14 protein-coding genes are annotated in these 16,752 nt (G+C 64.4%); 1 reads left to right on the forward strand and 13 read right to left on the reverse strand.

Going from position 1 to position 16,752, the window contains the following annotated elements; genetic code table 11:
* Positions 1 to 8: 8 nt before the first annotated feature.
* The 9 genes from ACWHYV_RS20515 to ACWHYV_RS20555 form a co-directional block, all read right to left on the reverse strand.
* Positions 9 to 494: a hypothetical protein gene (locus ACWHYV_RS20515; protein ID WP_447978351.1), complete on the reverse strand. Its 486-nt coding sequence runs from the start codon at positions 492 to 494 to the stop codon at positions 9 to 11.
* A gap of 188 nt (positions 495 to 682) precedes the next feature.
* Entirely contained in the window at positions 683 to 2,032 is a 1,350-nt protein-coding gene (locus ACWHYV_RS20520; RefSeq protein ID WP_447978352.1) for a TolC family protein, read from the reverse strand.
* Between the two features lie 20 nt (positions 2,033 to 2,052).
* Positions 2,053 to 3,195 (reverse strand): efflux RND transporter periplasmic adaptor subunit, encoded by a 1,143-nt coding sequence (locus tag ACWHYV_RS20525; protein ID WP_447978353.1) that lies wholly within the window; start codon positions 3,193 to 3,195, stop codon positions 2,053 to 2,055.
* 38 nt (positions 3,196 to 3,233) lie between these two features.
* Positions 3,234 to 6,443: an efflux RND transporter permease subunit gene (locus ACWHYV_RS20530; protein ID WP_447978354.1), complete on the reverse strand. Its 3,210-nt coding sequence runs from the start codon at positions 6,441 to 6,443 to the stop codon at positions 3,234 to 3,236.
* Positions 6,444 to 6,679: 236 nt separating this feature from the next.
* Positions 6,680 to 6,895: a hypothetical protein gene (locus ACWHYV_RS20535; RefSeq protein ID WP_447978355.1), complete on the reverse strand. Its 216-nt coding sequence runs from the start codon at positions 6,893 to 6,895 to the stop codon at positions 6,680 to 6,682.
* 328 nt (positions 6,896 to 7,223) lie between these two features.
* Complete coding sequence (locus ACWHYV_RS20540) at positions 7,224 to 8,471, reverse strand: MFS transporter (RefSeq protein WP_447978356.1); 1,248 nt, start codon at positions 8,469 to 8,471, stop codon at positions 7,224 to 7,226.
* A 158-nt stretch (positions 8,472 to 8,629) separates the two neighbouring features.
* Entirely contained in the window at positions 8,630 to 9,043 is a 414-nt protein-coding gene (locus tag ACWHYV_RS20545) for a hypothetical protein (RefSeq protein ID WP_447978357.1), read from the reverse strand.
* Between the two features lie 5 nt (positions 9,044 to 9,048).
* Complete coding sequence (locus tag ACWHYV_RS20550; protein WP_447978358.1) at positions 9,049 to 10,170, reverse strand: hypothetical protein; 1,122 nt, start codon at positions 10,168 to 10,170, stop codon at positions 9,049 to 9,051.
* Positions 10,109 to 11,056, reverse strand: coding sequence for a hypothetical protein (locus ACWHYV_RS20555; RefSeq protein ID WP_447978359.1), 948 nt, complete (start codon positions 11,054 to 11,056; stop codon positions 10,109 to 10,111). The genes ACWHYV_RS20550 and ACWHYV_RS20555 overlap by 62 nt, the downstream gene beginning before the upstream one ends.
* 348 nt (positions 11,057 to 11,404) lie before the next feature.
* On the opposite strand from ACWHYV_RS20555, the gene ACWHYV_RS20560 reads away from it, so the two are divergent.
* Entirely contained in the window at positions 11,405 to 12,520 is a 1,116-nt protein-coding gene (locus ACWHYV_RS20560; RefSeq protein WP_447978360.1) for a glycosyltransferase family 4 protein, read from the forward strand.
* Between the two features lie 74 nt (positions 12,521 to 12,594).
* Here ACWHYV_RS20560 and ACWHYV_RS20565 read toward each other — a convergent pair whose 3' ends face one another.
* The 4 genes from ACWHYV_RS20565 to ACWHYV_RS20580 form a co-directional block, all read right to left on the reverse strand.
* The gene (locus tag ACWHYV_RS20565; RefSeq protein WP_447978361.1) at positions 12,595 to 13,011 is read right to left on the reverse strand and encodes a response regulator; all 417 of its coding nucleotides are present in this window, start codon (positions 13,009 to 13,011) and stop codon (positions 12,595 to 12,597) included.
* A 3-nt stretch (positions 13,012 to 13,014) separates the two neighbouring features.
* Positions 13,015 to 13,401, reverse strand: coding sequence for a YtxH domain-containing protein (locus ACWHYV_RS20570; RefSeq protein WP_447978362.1), 387 nt, complete (start codon positions 13,399 to 13,401; stop codon positions 13,015 to 13,017).
* A gap of 179 nt (positions 13,402 to 13,580) precedes the next feature.
* A complete protein-coding gene (locus ACWHYV_RS20575) occupies positions 13,581 to 14,984 on the reverse strand; it encodes a sigma-54-dependent transcriptional regulator (protein ID WP_447978363.1) in 1,404 nt (467 codons plus the stop codon).
* The gene (locus ACWHYV_RS20580) at positions 14,977 to 16,578 is read right to left on the reverse strand and encodes an ATP-binding protein (protein WP_447978364.1); all 1,602 of its coding nucleotides are present in this window, start codon (positions 16,576 to 16,578) and stop codon (positions 14,977 to 14,979) included. The genes ACWHYV_RS20575 and ACWHYV_RS20580 overlap by 8 nt, the downstream gene beginning before the upstream one ends.
* Positions 16,579 to 16,752: the final 174 nt, after the last annotated feature.

A 16,752-nucleotide genomic window follows, 5' to 3' on the forward strand; every position in this document is an offset into this window, starting at 1 on the left:
CGGCGCGCTCATCGCGGCTCGCCATCGGAATGGGCGGGCACTTTCGTGAGATCGACGTGAAGCTTCTCCAAGCTCCCTTCGTCATACACCAGGTGGACCAAGCACCGTTCGGGCTTGCACCGTGCGATCTCCTCGGATTCACTCGCCTGGATCCACCCGACGCGCTTCAGGTTGATATAGCGTCCAGGCGAGCTGAGGCTGGGCAACCAGTGCGCGCTCGCGCGAATGGCCTCCTCGATCTGCTCCTTCACCGCCCCTGCCACGGAGCTCCGCAGCTTGCCGGTCAGCCAGAGCACCGCGGTATCGCCTTTGAGGTCCACCCGCATCATCCGATCGATGTGAAAAAAGCGCGCGTGCTCGACCTTTCCCGTTGAGCTCGGCGCCGCGAGCCACGAGAGGGCAAGAGAAGCGTCCCCTCCCTCCGATCGTGCATATCCCCCGAGGCAGGCGATTCCGATACACACCGCACCGAGAACGAACAATCGTCGCATCATCCCTCCTACGTGATGGAACAACTCGAGCCCTCCGGACACCTCGTCATCGGGTCCTTTCCGGCAGTCTAATGAGGCGCGACCGCGAAAGTCCAGGCTCTCCATCGCGGTCCTGCTCCTCTACGGATAGAGCCGCCCGAGGTCACGCGGCGGGACGATTCTGAAGAGGAATCGGGCGGACGACAGGGCGGCTAGCGCGGTCCTGCCCGCAGGTTCCTGCCCGTCACATAGGACAAGGTCGCCTCGGCGATCTTGTAGTCGTACTGCGCTTGAGCCAGTCTGGTCTTGGCCGCGGTCACCGCCACCTCGGACTGTGTGACTTCAACCACCGAGCCGAGGGCGAGCTTGTAGCGCTGTCGCGCCAGCTCCAGCGCTTCCTCCGCCGTCATCACTTGCTCCTGCGCCAGCTTGATCTGTTCGGCCAATGTCAGCGTCTCCAGGTGGGCGGTGATCACCTGCTGCTTGAGCGTCTGCTCGATCGTCGTTTTCGCTGCGATGGCGGCATCCTTGTCCGCGACGGCCTCCCGCACCTGGTTCTCGATGAGAAATCCCGTGAACAGGGGCATCGACAGGACCGCGCCGGCCGTCCACCATCCTCCGGTGCTGACGTTCCGCTCCCGATCGTACACTTCGTAGTCGCCCGCGCTGGCGATGGCGGACAAGGTCGGCAAGTATTGCTTCTTGGCCGCCTTCGCGCGGGAATCCGCCGACAAGGCCAACTGCTGGACCCGTTGGACGTCCGGATGACCGAGACTTTCAGCGACAAGGTCGTCGAGCGGACCGTGGGCTCGGACCTCGATCGGAAGATCCTCGAGGACATAGTCGTCCCGGCCTTCGACCCCCATGGCGCGATTCAGGTCCGCATAGCTGGCTTTCAAGTCGTTCCGGGCCTTGACCAGCTGCGACTCGGCGTTCGTGAGCTCGACTTGCACGAGATCCAGATCGAGCTTCGACTTGAGCTGATTGCGGTACAAGGAGGCGACCTGCGCCCGGATCACGCCCCGTTCCCGCACGGTGTCTTCGGCGATCTGGACGAGCCGTCGCTGCTTGAGGCTCCGGAAATAGCTCCGCTGGACGTCGAGCAGGACGAGGGCCTGCCTCGCGCTGAGATCGTGCTCTTGGGCGCGGCCCGCGAATTCCGACGACTCGACCAAGGCATTGGTGAACCCGAAATCATAGAGCCGTTGGCTCGCGATCACCCCGGCCGTGTATTGGGAAAGGTTCGGCTGCAGCAGTCCTCCGCCGATCAAGAACCTCGGATTGACCCTGCCCGCCCCGGCCGTCGTATCGGCGTTCGCATAGATGTGCGGGTAGTACAACGACTTCGATTGCTCCGTGCGCGCCATGCTCGCTCGCAGCGTGGCCGCCGCCTCCTGCACCAGCGGATGCGTGGTCAGGGCCGTTTCGATCGCCTGCTGAAGGGACAGAAACGCTCCCTGCGCCTTCGGCGCGGCTGTGCCGGTTTCTGCCCGCGCCCTCCCCGGCCCGAGGACGGACAGGCAGAGGACGATCAGCATGGCCCCCACGCAACGACACGGCATCCGCGCGCCTCCAACCGCGATCATAATTTTTGCGACGACGGAGTCCCCTGGGGGAGCAGGTAGGGAGAGGCGCGCACCCGCTGGCCCGGGACCAACTCTCCCTTGCCCACCACCACGACATCCTCGTCCCCGCTCAATCCGTCGACCACTTCGACCCACACCCCGTCGTCGAGCCCGGTTCGGATGCCGGCGCGTCGCACGATGCCCTGGTCCACGATGAAGACCGCCTTGTCGTCCGGGCCGCTGTCGAGGATCGCGGAGGGCGGGATGGCCAAGGCGTCCGGTCGCTCCTCCAAGTAGAAGGTGGCCGTGATGAACATCCCCGGCTGCAGACGATGCTCCGGGTTCGGCAGATCGATCTCAACCAGCAAGGTTCGGGTCGAGGGATCCAGCACCCCCGTCGTTCTCGTGATGGCGGCGGTGAATTCCCGGCCGGGAAGCTCCTTGAGCCGGAGCACGACCGGAAGGCCGGGCTTCGCGAGAAACGAGACCTCCTGCGGGAGGCCCGCATAGACCCGCAGCGTGTCCAATTCCATGAGCGTGAACAGGGCCGCCCCTTGGCCCGCCGATGCCGTGGCCGAAGGGATCAAGGCTCCGGGGTCGACGAATCGCGCGGTGATCAGGCCGTCGAACGGGGCGTACACGGTGGTGTAGTCCAGCAAGACCTTCCGTGTATCCCGAAGGTGCCGGGTCGCCTTGGCTTCCGCCTCGGCGACGTCGACGTCTTGCTTGGCGATGACGTCGGGCGTCTCCCTCCACACGCGGTGGTACCGCTCATAGGTCAGCCGCTTGATTTCATGTTGCGCCTGCGCCTCTCGGTACTGCTGCTCGATCTCCGGTGCATCGATCACGGCGAGCCGTTGCCCCCGCTTGACGACATCGCCCTTGTCCACGCTCACGGACTTCAGATAGCCGGGGACCTTGGCGTACACCGTCGCTTGCTGCCACGGGGCGATCGTGGCCGGAATCGTGAGCGTCTTCCGGAGATGGCGGCGAGCCGGCTTCACCACCTGCACCGAGGCCAGGCCGGACGCATCGGCGTGCTGACCCGCCGCACGGGGCGCCGTCGCTTCCGGTGAGGAGGCGTTGAAGACCGTCAAGCTCAGGGCGCCGGCCGCGACACCGGCCAGCGTGGCGGTCCAGATCACTTTGCGAGCGATCACGTCATTCTCTCCTGTCGCTCCCCGCTCCTTCTGCCAGGTCAGACGGCATCCGCGGCCGGAGCGCGCCCGCGCCGGACCAGCGCATGCAGGACCGGGATGAAAAAGAGCGTCATCACCGTCGAGACCAAGAGCCCGCCGATCACGGCGCGGGCGAGCGGCATATTGGCTTCGCTCCCTTCCCCGATACCGAGCGCCATCGGCGCCAGGCCCAAGATCGTCGCCAGCGAGGTCATGCAAATGGGGCGCAGGCGAAGGCGGCCGGCTTCCAGCACCGCCTCTTCCAATGGTTGTCCGTCACGCATGCGCCGGTTCGCGAAATCGACGAGCAGCACGCTGTTCGACACGACGATCCCGATCATCATCAGGGTCCCGATCAACGATTCGACGTTCACCGACGTCCGGGTGGCCAGCAGCATGCCGATGACGCCGATGAAGCCCAACGGCACGGCAAACATGATGACGAGCGGATCGAGATAGGACCGGAAAAGCCCGACCATGACGAAGTAGATCAGCACGATGGCCAACGGCAGGATCCCGGCAAACCCGATGAGCGCCTTCCGCATGCTGTCCACTTCGCCCTTGAAGGTCACCCGCACGTCTTCCGGCAACACGACCGCCTCCACGGCCTCCTCCACGGCGGCCGCCACCCGTCCCAGGTCGTTGCCCGGCACTCCGATCAGCACGTCCATCGTCCGCTGCAAGTTGTAGTGATCGACCGTTTCCGGACCGTTCTCTCGCTTTACCTCGACGAGGTCGCGGAGCAGGACCGAGGCTTGGCCGTTGTCGGCTTTCGTCGGCGGCCTGGTAAACGCCGTCTGGTGGAGCGAGCCCGAGCTTCCGCGCTCGAGGGGCGTGCGGTTTTCGAAGGCGCCGGGCATGTCGACTTTGGCGCCCAGGAGCGGAATATTCAGGAAGTCTTCGAAGCCGACCAGCGTTTGCTCGGGATACTGAGCGACCACGAAGTAGGCGTTGTTCGATTTCGGATCGATCCAATAGCCCGGGCTGTACTGCAGGTTGGAGCTGAGGCCGATGGCCAGATCCATCACGATCTGACGCTCGTTCAGGCCGAGGTAGGCCGCTTTGGCTCGGTCGATGTCCAAGTGCAACTCCGGATAGGCCATACCCTGCTTGATCTGCACGTCGGCCGTACCCGGCACCTGGGAGACGGCGTGCCGGACGGACCGGGCCGCCTGCGCGACCTGATCCAGGTCCCTGCCGCTCACCTTGACGTCGATGGGAGCGGGCAAGCCGAAGTTGATGACGTCGCTGACGATTCCCCCGGTCTGGAACGAGAACTTGAGCCCGGGCAGCGCCGCGGCCAGTCGCGTGCGGAGCCGTTCGACGATCGCGTCGGTGCGCAGGGCATGGTCGTGCGCCAGGCTCACGAGGAGGAAGGCTTGGTGCGGGCCGTTCACCGGCGTGAACATCACCATCCATCCTTGCGGCAGGCCGATGTTTGCCACGATCTGGTCCAGATCGGACGGCGGGATTGCTTCCCGAATCAGCTCTTCGACCTGCGCCACGACGGCTTCAGTGTCCTCGATCCGCGTCCCTTCCGGCGCCGACACGTTGAGGATGAATTGGCCGGCGTCCACCTTCGGAAAGAACTCGGTCGCCAGGTTCGGAGCCAGACCGACCGCGCCCAAGAAGACCCCGGCCACGACGACCACCACGGCGATCTTGTGCCGGAGGCACCGGCGCAGGAGCGCTTCGTAGACGCCGACCAGACGGGCGAACAGGCGGTCGAACCAGCGGGCGCTCGTCTCCCCGTGCCCATGATGCGCCCGTCCCATGAGGCTGACGATGGCGACCGGCGCGACCGTCATCGAGGCGAAGTACGCCACGACCATCGCGTACGCGACCGCCATGGCGAGCGGCACGAACAGAAATTTGATGATGCCGGTGAAGAACATGATGGGGAGGTAGACGATCAGCGTGCTGACCATTGCCACCAGCATCGGCAGCGCGACTTCACTCACGCCGTCCAGTGCGGCTTGATGGATCGTCTTGCCCAAGCCTAAATGGCGATGGACGTTTTCGAGCACGACGATGTTGTCGTCCAACAGCGTCCCGATGACGAGGGCCAGTCCGCCGAGGGTCATGATATTGACCGTCTGGCCGGTGACATAGAGGAGAACGAACGCGGCCAGGATCGAGATCGGAATCGCGAGGGCGATGATCACCGTGTACCGCAGGTTCCCGAGGAAAAGGTACACCATGAGACAGGCCAGGCCCCCGCCGAGCAGTCCCTCATGCTCGAGCGTCTGGATCGACTGCCTGATGTAGAGCGATTGATCGAAGATGAGCTTGACGGTCAGATCCTTGGGAAGCCCGATGAGCTTCGGCAGCGCCTCCTTGATGCCGTCGATGACCTGAATGGTATTCGCCCCGGCCTGTTTGAGGATCGGCAGGTACACGGCCCGCCGGCTGTTGATCCTCACCACGTTCGTCTGGATCATGGTCGAGTCGACGGCCCGCCCCACGTCGCTCAATGTGACCGGCTGCCCGTTCACGATCTTGACGGGGATCCGGTTCATGTCTTCCACGAGCTTGATCATGCTGTTCGTGTAGACGTTGTAGTCGATCCGGCCGATCTTCACGTTCCCCGCCGGCATCAAGAGGCTTTGCGTGTTGACCGCCGTGACGACGTCTTGAGTCGACAACCCTCGAGCCAGCAGCCGCTCGCGGTCGAGAAAGACCGTGACTTGGCGGACCGCGCCTCCGAAACTCGGCGCGACGAAGACGCCCGGCACGTTGGCCAGTTGCGGGCGCACCGAGTAATAGGCCAGGTCGCGCACCTCTTTCTCGCTGCGGCTCCCGCTGCTCACCGTCAACGTGCCGATCGGCTGGCTGGCCGCCCCAAACTTCACGATGATCGGTGGGAAGACCCCCTGAGGCAGATAGCGCAGGGCCGAATAGGTGAGGCTGGTGATTTCCGCCACACCCGCATTCACGTCATAGGAAGGATGGAAATAGATCTTGATCAGGCTGACGCCGGGCAGCGATCGAGATTCGATGTGCTCGACGTACGAGGCTTGTAAGTAGAGCTGCTCCAACCGGAGGGTGATCGCCCCCTCGATCTCGCTGGGGCCCATGCCCTTGTAAAACGTGGCCACTTCGACGACGGGAATATTGATCTCCGGGAAGATGTCGACGACCATGCTCTGGAACGAGACGACCCCCAGGATGATTACGATCGCGGTCACCGCGACGATCGCATAGGGATTCCGAAGCGCCGCGCTAATCATCGGAGTGGCTCATCCGCGAGTGGCGTGCGGGCAGTCGTGTGGCCTCTCATTGGAACGAAGGATAGCAGGTTTTCCCGTTTCGGCCGGTCCGTCGCGTTCGGCTCAGGCGAGATCATGATGGAGTGAGAGCAGGCGGACAGTGCAGGCACGAACGTTTCGGCGGACATGGCCCGCAGCGCGGCCTCGGCCGGTCTCGCCGCGCGAGACCATGAATCTGCGGTGAGGCGAGGCCTGCACTAACGCGTATCCATCGTCTGCTTCCGCTCCCAATCGTGCAACACCGCCTGGAAGAGTTCGAGGCAATTGTTGATCATGGCCTTCTCATCTTCGTTGAGCTTGCCGCCGTCGTGCAGCAGCTTGATCATCACGGTCGTCGCCCTGACGTATTCCGAAACTTCCAGCCGATACCCGCTGTTGTCACCGGCTTTTCCTGCCCTGCCGTCCCGCTTCATCCCCACCCCACCGTTCGTGAACAGACCATGACCACTCGGGGGTGAGCAAGGAGCTTGCCGCCCGGGGTCATCGCAACGGGTTGATTTGACGGTGTGCGTCTTTCTCGTCACGCGTGCGGAGCTGCCTGGGCGGGCCGGCGCACAGTGCGCGGCAGTGGCACGCTCAAAATCGACGGGCGCCCGGCCCCACGTCGAGAACCGGATAGACGCAGCCGACGTTGGGGAGAGACCGACTCATGAAGCAATGGGGGACTGACTCGTGACGGCTCGGGGCAGAGCGGCGCCCGGAAAGACAGCGGAGCGCGCAGACCGCCGGCGGGATGCGCCGTCAGAATCGGGTGCGGAGGCTGGAAACCGCGGCGATGAACGCCGTGGCGAGCAAGGCGCCTGCGATGCCGAGCAGGGCGGCGGACAGGCCGATGGTATCCGCGGCCCATCCGACCCCCGCCATCCCCGCCATCGCCGAGGACATCCCGCCGGTGCTGAACGTCGTGAAGACGCGGCCGAGCAAATGCTGAGGGGTGATCTCCTGGAGAATGCTCCAGACGACGGGCGTAAAGACCGCTGTGCTGCCGCCGATCACCAGCACCATCAGGCCGGCCAGGACAGGGGTATGAAAGAAGCTGAGCCCGAAGACCGCGACCGCCCCCAGGAACATGGCGAACGCCACCAAACGAAACCGCGCGCCGAGCCCGCCCGGATGGATCGAGGCGAGCCATCCGGAGGAGATGAGCATACCCAGACCGAGCGAGGACCAGAGCCCTCCCAGCTCGGCCGGCCCGAGCTGCAAGGATTCCGAGGCCAACATCGGAAGCAGAAAGACCAGGGCGCTCGTCCCCAGGCTGTACAGCGCCGCCACGGCCATGAGCACGACGATCGTCCGCTGCTGCGTAAAGACGAACTGAAACCCCGCCAGGAGCTCCTGCACGAACCCCGCCGGCGGCCGATGCTCGAGCGGGGTCGGCGGCGCCGTGAACGTCAGGGGCAGGAGGCACAGCGCCGACACGACGAACGTGAGGGCGTCGATGTACAAGACCTGCTGCGGGCCGACGAAGGCGATGCCGATCCCGCTCACGACCGGTCCAACGAGCAATCCGATGTTCGTCGTGCTCTGCAACAAGGCGTTCGCCGACGTGAGCTGACCGGGGCGAACCAGGAGCGGCACCGAGGACGCCAAGGCGGGGCCAAAGATGGTCGAGACGACGGCGATGAGGAAGACGAGCGCGTAGAGGCGCTCGAGCGTCAAGACCCCGGCGCTATAGAGGAGAGGAATGCTCGCAACGAGCACGGCCCGCACGAGGTCGACCCCGATCAGCACCTGTTTCTTGGGCAGCCGATCCAAGTAGACCCCGATCAACGGCCCAAAGATCAGCGGCGGCACGGTCTGGAGCAGCCCCACGATCGTGGTCTTCATGGCCGAGCCGGTCAGGCTGTAGACGAACCACAGCAGCGCGACCTTGTGCAGGCTGTCGCCGACTTGCGAAATCGTCTGGCCCCACCACAGGCAGCCGAAATCGCGACTCGCCAGCAGTCGCCATCCAACCGCGTCGGGCTCGCCGCTCACACGTTGCGACATCGGGTTCCCCATCCTCTCTCTTCTACCTGCTCTTCGACCTGGTTCGGTCTTGGTTGCGTCTCGGAGAATCTCCTGAGCCGGATGGGCGACAGGAGGATCGGGCTTGCAGCAAAGGCAGCCCTTGGCCCCCCAGGTCGAGGAACACGAATGCTCGCCGGTTAGAATGGCAGGCGAACGCCGACCTGGACTTCACTGGGGACGAGTCCTTGGCTGAGATCCTTCAGTGACGACTGTGCCGGGCTCCCGAAGAGCGAGTTCCGGTAGATCTGATGATTGGCTTCAGGCGTGAAGCCGCCGCCGAGCCCGAGGCCGATGTACGGGACCACGGTGAGCTCGCTGAAGCGATAGCCTTTCGAAAGGCTGGGCGGATCATGGAACAGCCGCACATCCAGGCGCCCGGTGGAAAGCTCGCCGAGCACCGGTTCGGAGGTCCCATCGACCAGGGGACGCGAGGTAGGAGGCTCACCGGCGGTGAGGTCCAGCGCCAGAGCGGCGCCGGGCGGCCAGGTCGCGGAGGCCGCAAGACCCGCCAAGAACGTCACGGTTCGTACGAGAGTGCGGAGGGTGTTCATGATCCTCAATGACCGCTTTGCAGGCTGGTCTTCAGCGCTTTGACGAACGCACGCTGCTGGACCGACTCCAGGAGTTTGTCTCGCGACTCTTGCTTGGGGAGGGTGACCTCCACGCTGTACCAGTCCCCCTCATGGCGGCCCGGCCGCCCCTTGATGTCTTGGATCAAGCCTTCGATACTTTCTTTCGGCGTGCCTTCCTTGAACGACACCCAAAACGTGAACGGAGAGGGCGTCTCGCCTTTGGCGTCGGCGACGAGCGGGGCGGCGGCCGCATGGGCGCTCGCTTTTGCGTCCGCAACCCGAAGCTGCTCCTTGAGGGACTGCACGAGCGCCGCCTGACGGCCCTCGAGCAGCGCGACCTGCTGCACCAGCGCCTCTTTCGCGCTGGCGAGCCTGGCGACCTCCGCCTGCACCCTTTGGGCTTCGTGCATGGCCGCGGTATGCCGTTCTTCGAACCGGCGGTCCAATCCCGCCAGTTGCTGATGGACTTCCCGCTCCAACGTCTCGAACCGCTTCTGCTGAGCGGTAGAGAGGCTGAGCAGGAGCTCGGCTTGATCGGCCGTCCGCTGAAGAGAGGCGTTGTCGGCCTGAAACCGATCCCAGACCAGCACGCCGGCCAAGAGCGCCACACTCAGCGTCACGACCGTCTGCGCAAATGCGACCCGCCGAGCCCACGCACCTCGACCGGCTCGGGGCGCCCCGCCGTCGCGGCCGCGGAGGACCTGAAAGGCGGCTCCGGGGAGCGCGGCCCACGCCCGGCGCCAACCGTCCGACAAGATCAGCGGCGTCGCGGCCACGCGGATCGACGTGCCCCCTGCGTCGTTCGTCGCCTCGACTTCGACCCGATGATGCCGGGTCTTGATGTGGACCGTGCGGGAGCCCGAAGACGGGATGAAGAGGCTGCTGAGCAAGAGCCCGTCGGCCGATCGAACGTACACGGACTCGAGCGGCCGGGGGCATTTGGCGCGGAGGGTGCTCCTCCCGTGCCCGCACTCCACCGTCCCAAGACATTCGCTGTCGCCGAAGACCTGCAATTCATCGAGGTCCCGGCCCTGATCGGCATCACTACCGGCGAGTAGCCGAATCAGGTATCGCCGATAGCCGGCAAGACTGTTCGTCGGTTCCATGGCTTGTCCTCGACTTGAGACCCAGATTGAACAATCCCTCTCTCGCTAACGGGCGCAGTCGAACGGCCACCCTCGGGGGGCTCATGCCCCCTAACGATCTCCGTCTCAGATCATAGACCAGCTCGGTACACTCGGTGCACAGGGCGAGGTGCCAGATTCGATAGTCGATCCCATAGTCCTGCTCGAACAGCTCGGCCCATTGCGCGCGTGTCCGGCATTCGTAGTGGTCCGGCTCGCTCTTGCGGTAATGCGGTTGCACGATGGCCAGCAACCGGCGGGCTTCGTTGTCGAGGCCGCACCGATCCTTCAGCAACGTCTGCTCCAACTGCTGAAGGTCGTCCTGGGTCAGGCCGCTCTCTTCGAGCATTCGGCTCCATCCGCTCCGCCGCCAGCGCTCAAAGTTCTTGTAGATCCGCTGCAGGTCATTGACGCCCAACTGCAGCAGTCGCACGACCTGGCGCGGCGAGTAGCCGTACAAGTGATGGAACAACGCCACGAGGGCGTCGCGGCTGATCACCGCCCGCGCGGTCAACGCTTCCAAGAAACGCCCCAACGGCGACGTCAGATCCTTATGACAGCAGAACGCGTCCGCCTGGCTCAGAAACCTGGCCAGGTTGCTTTCCAGCAATAAAAGGGGACGGCACGGGAGCTCGAGCCTGGCAGCCGGCACGAAGCGCTGGACCAATTCAAAGGCCCACCGGAGCGCCAGCTTTTCATGGTAGCAGTCATCCGCCCATTGTCCGGTCTCTCGCATGAACCGGCGGATGCGGAGCACCGCATGGTCCAGCAGCTCGGGCAACCTGGACGCGATGAATTGATCGTACTCTTCGGGCGTGCCGACGAGACAGTTGAGGTCGCCCTTGTCCTCGATGCCCTCGTCCACCATTGCACCTCACTTTTATCGCATTGCGAACCGGCCGGGCAATCGACGTTTTTCCCCCGCTCCGTTGGATTGTGTCCACCCAGAAGAGAACGGTGAGCGGGTGCCCGCCCTAGATCAGGCTTATCTTGCCGGCACATGTCCGTGCCCGGTTTCAACACCATCGCACCGCCTGGAGGGCCGGACCCGCTTTCGCGCTCCTTCCGTGCGAAGGCGGTACCGCACCGTGTGGACCGCGCCACACCGCACGCAACTCGACATATTGTTTGCGGTTCCACGGTTTTTGTCGCCGTGGCGGCCGCCTGCCCCTGTTAGACTGCCGTTAGGATTCTCAACAATCGAGAGGAGGCTCATATGCGCATTGCCCAGGTCGCCCCCTTATGGGAAAGCGTTCCACCCAAACTGTATGGGGGAACCGAACGGGTGGTCTCCTATCTGACGGAGGAGTTGGTCCGGCAGGGGCACGACGTCACCCTCTTTGCGAGTGGTGACTCCGAGACGACGGCTCACCTCGTGCCGGTCACTCCCCGATCACTCCGGTTACACGACGGCATCTTCAACCGAGACGCGCCCATCACGCTCCAGTGTGAGCAGGTCTTCGGCAGCGATCTCGGCTTCGACGTGATTCACTCACATCTCGACTTCCTCGCATTTCCCTTGGCCCGCCGCTGCCCCTCTCCCGTGCTCACCACGATCCATGGACGGTTGGACCTCCCCGAGCTGACCCCGGTGTACCGAGAGTTTCGGGAGCACCCGCTGGTGTCGATCTCCGACGCCCAACGCCGGCCTATTCCCTGGGCGAATTGGGTGGGGACGGTCCACCACGGTCTTCCCCCGAACCTGTACCGATTCCACCGGGGCGGGGGAGGCTATCTGGCCTTCCTAGGCCGCATCGCGCCCGAAAAGTGCCCCGATCAGGCCATCCGGATAGCCCAGGCGACCGGAATGCCGCTTCGCATCGCGGCGAAGGTCGACCCGGCTGACCGCGAATACTTTCATTCCAAGATCGAACCGCTCCTCTCGGATCCCCTCGTCGAATTCATCGGCGAGATCGACGATGAGGAAAAAAATGATTTTCTTGGTGACGCGCTTGCGCTCCTCGCCCCGTTCGATTGGCCGGAGCCGTTCGGGCTGGTCCTGATCGAGGCGCTCGCCTGCGGCACCCCGGTGCTGGCGTATCGGCGCGGCTCCATCCCTGAGATCATCGAGGACGGCGTCACGGGCTTCGTGGCCGACACGCTGACGGAGCTGATCGACGCGGCCGGCAAGGTCCGGACCGTCGATCGGGAGCGGTGCCGGAAAGCCTTTGAAGAGCGGTTCACCGTCGAGCACATGGTACGGCGTTATGTCGCCCTGTACGAAGGGCTGGTGTCCGTCCAGGCGGGCGTTCGAGGCCAAGCGGGCGGCACGTGGAACGGATCCGCACCGCGGGCCGGGCGGGAGCAGCCGCGGCACCGGGAAGCCTTTTAACTGAACGTCGCGGTGGTGGCGCAGCATCCTCACTATCGCTGGAGCACGCACGTATGGCCCGGGGTACTGGCGCGTCAATCAGCCGGCAGGAGCCGCGGGGCGGAGGAGCCAGATAGGGGGTCGCCGAGTCGAAGGGCTTGCTCGACCAGCGCGAGTAGGGTGTCCGGCGCCACCGGCTTGTGCAAAAAGGCATAGGCGCCGAGCTGGGCCGCCTTTTCTTCTAACACCGGGCTCCCATACGCCGAGACCATGATCACTCTGTGGGGCCAGCGCATCACTCGGGAGGCAAGCAACAGGGACCAGCCGTCCAGACCCGGCAGGTAGAGGTCTGTGATGACGACGTCGAAGCTGGACTCGCGAAGATGGCCAAAGGCCTCTTCGGCCGTCGACACGGCGGTGACGGCCCACGTCGGGCAGTGGACGAAGAACAATGCACGGTAGGCGAGCAGCGTCGCGGGATCATCGTCGACGACGAGGAATCGGGGTGCCATGCTCTAGCGCTCGCGACCTTTTGTGACCCGATCCCTATAATGGGTCGGCTTGACCGACCGGCACGTGGGACCCGCTCGCTCGCCGGACCCTTCGCTCAAGAACGCCGCGCGTGTCCTTCGCCACACCTCACGCAGGCGCCGAAGGCTTTGCTTCGTGGATTGACGGAGATCACACCCGATCCCGGAGTAGATCTCGCCGGCCTCCGTCGCAACCTCTCCCATGGCCTTTTGCAACGTGGTCATCCCTCGAGCCAGTCGTTGACGGACCTCTCGCCCCGACCGGGGTGTCGCAAGGAGGGTCACCGCCACGCCGACCACCGCGCCCAGCAACGCCGCAACAACGAGGGAGCGCGTGCCCGCGTGTCGGCGTGATCCATCTTGCTCGATCATGACGTTCCTCGTACCAATGCCGATTAGAAAAGCCACTCTGCGACCTACAGAGGCCTTCCAACGTGGTGCAAGAGACGATCCGCTCAGACGCCGCCGAAGCGGTTGATTCGGCAAGCGGCTCTCAGGGAAGGCGCGTGCGGGAGCGTGCGGAGGCGCCGCGGATGTGTGCGGAGGCTCTCTTAAAGATCCGTCTTGCCATGCGGAGACTGGTCTTGAACGCCGTACTTTTCCAGCAGGCGATAGACCGCCCATCGGCTGATGCCGAGGAGCTGCGCCATATGGGCTTTGTTGCCGCGCGCGCGTTCATAAGCCGTGACGACGTCCTCTCTCGTCATGGTCGCGGCTTTTCGGCGCGCGGTCGCCAGCGGGGTCGGCTCCTCCGAACCGGCCTTGACGACGTCCGGGGCGTTGAGGTGCCGAACGTCGTCCGGAAGATCCTCGACGGACAACATCGAATGGGTGGCCAAGGTGACGCTGCATTCGATCACGTGTTCCAATTCCCTCACGTTGCCCGGCCAATCGTAGCGCACCAACACGTCCATCGCCTCAGCGGAAATTCCGCACATATTCCTGTCCGAACCGTATCGCGCCAAGAAGAGATCGGCCAGTAAGGGAATATCATCGGGGCGTTCTCGGAGGGGCGGCACGGTGATGGACACCGTCTTGAGCCGATAGAACAGGTCCTCGCGAAACCGTTTGTCTTTGACCATCTGCTGCAGGTCCCGGCGAGAGGCGGCCAGGAGGCGCAGATCCACCTTGATGTTCGTGTTGCTGCCGACCCGGCGAATCTCCCCTTCCTGGAGCACGCGGAGCAGTTTGGCCTGCCCGGCCGGCGAGAGGTCCGCAATTTCGTCGAGGAACAGCGTCCCTCCGCTGGCCTCCTCGATGAGCCCCCGCCGCAGACGATCGGCATGGGTGAAGGCCCCCTTCACGTGCCCGAACAATTCGCTCTCGAGCAGATTATCGGGGACCGCGCTGCAATTGATCGCGACAAAGGGGTGATCGGCCCGCGGACTGTTGTCGTGGATCGCCCGCGCGATCAGCTCCTTCCCGGTGCCGCTCTCCCCGTAGATCAACACCGAGGCCCTCGTGGGCGCCACTTTCCCGACCACTTTGAAGATCTCGATCATGCTTCTGCTCTGCGCGACGATGGAACCGGCACGCAGGCGCTCTCGGAAGGCCTTCCGCAGATCTCGGTTTTCACGCACCAGCCGATAATGCTCGACGGCCCGGGCGATGACGACCTGCAGTTCCTTGAGGTTGATCGGCTTCGAGAGATAATCAAACGCGCCGCTCTTCATCGCCTGGATCGCCGTCTCGACCGTTCCGAACGCGGTCACCAAGACCACCGGAGTGTCCGGGAAGTTTTCTCGATACCATTTCAGCATGGTGATCCCGGACACGGCCCCCATCTGAATGTCGGACACCACGACGCTGAACTCCTGCTCGCTCGCCTTCCGACAGGCTTCCTCGCCGCTGTCCGCCACCTCGACCCGGTAGCCGTTCTGGCCGAGCGCCTCTCTCAAGCACTCTCGGTTTTGCAGATCGTCGTCGACCACGAGCACGGCATCGCCGTCAGCCATCTCCGCACCTCGTCTGCTCGCCCCACAGCGGGAGGTCGATCGTGAACGCCGTACCCTTCCCCGCCGCCGTCTCGACGGCCAAGCGTCCTCCGACGGACGCAACCGTTCTTCGGCAGATCGCCAAGCCCAGGCCGGTTCCGCCTTGTTCCTGCCGTGTCGTCACAAAAGGCTCAAACATCCGTCTCACGAACTCCTCGGGGACGCCGGGCCCCGTGTCCTTCACGATCAACCGAGCCAGCGGTCCGGCTCCCACCCCTCCCTGAAGGATCACGTGTCCGAGGAGAGCCTCATCGCGACAGAGCCGGGTGACGATGCCCAATTCGCCTCCGCCTTCCATGGCCTGGAGCGCATTGGTGACCAGATTCAGGACGAGACCGTGAAGGGAAGCCCGATTGATCGCGACACCGGGCACGTCCACCCGGAGGTCCGTGGTGATCCGTGCCGGGTGCGGGGGGAGCAGCGCGAGGACCTCTCGAATCACCTCGTTCATGTCGACCGACGAGACGGCCGCCTCGACCCGCGTCGAGTGCAGGATGTGGCGGATCACCGTCGTCATGCGGTCGATCTCCGATCGGACGACCTGCAGATGTCGCCGGTGGTCCTTGAGATCGGTGGCCGCATCGATCAGTTGAAGGCGTCCCGAGATCGCATTGAGCGGGTTCCCGAGCTCATGGGCCATGACCGCGGACATCTCGCCGAGCGCGGCCAGCTTCTCGTTCCGTTCGGCTTCGATTTGCGCCTTGACCAGTTTTCGATTGGCCTCATCCAGGTTGGACACCGCGCTCGCGACGCGCTCTTGAAGCGAGGAGTTCAAACGACGAATCTCGTGGACGAGGGCTTCCTTCTCACGGATCCCTTCCTGGATTTGGCGGAGCATATCGTTGAACGTGCGAGCCAACCGCGAGATTTCGACCGGACCGACGACCGGGGCCTGCAGCGCCAACTGCCCCGACCCCACCTGCTCCATGGTTTCGAGGAGACGGGCGATGGGGCGATGGACTTGGATCCGGATGAGCACCAAGAAGGCGATCGAGGTGACGACGATGGCGCCGATCCCGACGATTTTGGCGACCTGCCGCTGTTCCACGATCAAGGCGTCGTATTTGGAGATCGAGAAGCGCCCTCGGATGGCCCCGATCGTCGAGGCGCCGAATCGAATCGGGGCGGCGATCAGCCAGGCCCGCTCATCAGCGGCGTCATCGAAGTGCGAGACCACATGCCCGGCTTCGATTTGGTCGACTTCGTGCGCCGTCAACAGGCCCGCCGGCCGCCCCGCCCCCTTGCTGATCACGGAGGTCGCCCGTCCGGAGTCGAGGGCCAAGACCTCGACCGACCGTATCCCGGGGCGCAGCTCCAGGATGTCGTTGAGCACCCGGTCGAGCAAGGACGGCTTGCGCACGTCCTCAGCACGCACCAGCGCCCGCCCGACCGCCGCCGCGGCGCGCAAGAACTCCGCATGACGGTGGCGAGCCGCGGCCTCCTCGATGATCAGCCGGTCCAGCGCCTTCACCGTGGCGACGGCCAGCGCGACGAGCACGATCCCGACGATCAAGACGGAGATGACCAGCGCGTTGAAGAGTCGAAGGTGGGTCATTGCCCTTGGGAATCTGCCCCGGCCATGCCATTCTCCTGCGGTCGCGATCGGCCAGCGGAGGAACGACTCGAACACCCGGCCAGGTGGGGAAGGTGTGCCAGAAATCGACGTGAAAGACAACCCTGAAGCAATCGGACGAGACGATCGCCGACTCGGCCTCGGGCCTCGAGGAGG

It is taken from the genome of Candidatus Nitrospira bockiana, assembly GCF_965152565.1.

Bases quoted from the DNA above. Each gene is read 5' to 3' on its own strand.
- ACWHYV_RS20565 (WP_447978361.1), bottom strand. From the start codon at position 13,011: ATGGCACCCCGATTCCTCGTCGTCGACGATGATCCCGCGACGCTGCTC.
- ACWHYV_RS20545 (WP_447978357.1), bottom strand. From the start codon at position 9,043: ATGAACACCCTCCGCACTCTCGTACGAACCGTGACGTTCTTGGCGGGT.
- ACWHYV_RS20575 (WP_447978363.1), bottom strand. From the start codon at position 14,984: ATGGCTGACGGCGATGCCGTGCTCGTGGTCGACGACGATCTGCAAAAC.
- ACWHYV_RS20555 (WP_447978359.1), bottom strand. From the start codon at position 11,056: ATGGTGGACGAGGGCATCGAGGACAAGGGCGACCTCAACTGTCTCGTC.
- ACWHYV_RS20530 (WP_447978354.1), bottom strand. From the start codon at position 6,443: ATGATTAGCGCGGCGCTTCGGAATCCCTATGCGATCGTCGCGGTGACC.
- ACWHYV_RS20540 (WP_447978356.1), bottom strand. From the start codon at position 8,471: ATGTCGCAACGTGTGAGCGGCGAGCCCGACGCGGTTGGATGGCGACTG.
- ACWHYV_RS20535 (WP_447978355.1), bottom strand. From the start codon at position 6,895: ATGAAGCGGGACGGCAGGGCAGGAAAAGCCGGTGACAACAGCGGGTAT.
- ACWHYV_RS20515 (WP_447978351.1), bottom strand. From the start codon at position 494: ATGATGCGACGATTGTTCGTTCTCGGTGCGGTGTGTATCGGAATCGCC.
- ACWHYV_RS20520 (WP_447978352.1), bottom strand. From the start codon at position 2,032: ATGCCGTGTCGTTGCGTGGGGGCCATGCTGATCGTCCTCTGCCTGTCC.
- ACWHYV_RS20570 (WP_447978362.1), bottom strand. From the start codon at position 13,401: ATGATCGAGCAAGATGGATCACGCCGACACGCGGGCACGCGCTCCCTC.
- ACWHYV_RS20550 (WP_447978358.1), bottom strand. From the start codon at position 10,170: ATGGAACCGACGAACAGTCTTGCCGGCTATCGGCGATACCTGATTCGG.
- ACWHYV_RS20580 (WP_447978364.1), bottom strand. From the start codon at position 16,578: ATGACCCACCTTCGACTCTTCAACGCGCTGGTCATCTCCGTCTTGATC.
- ACWHYV_RS20560 (WP_447978360.1), top strand. From the start codon at position 11,405: ATGCGCATTGCCCAGGTCGCCCCCTTATGGGAAAGCGTTCCACCCAAA.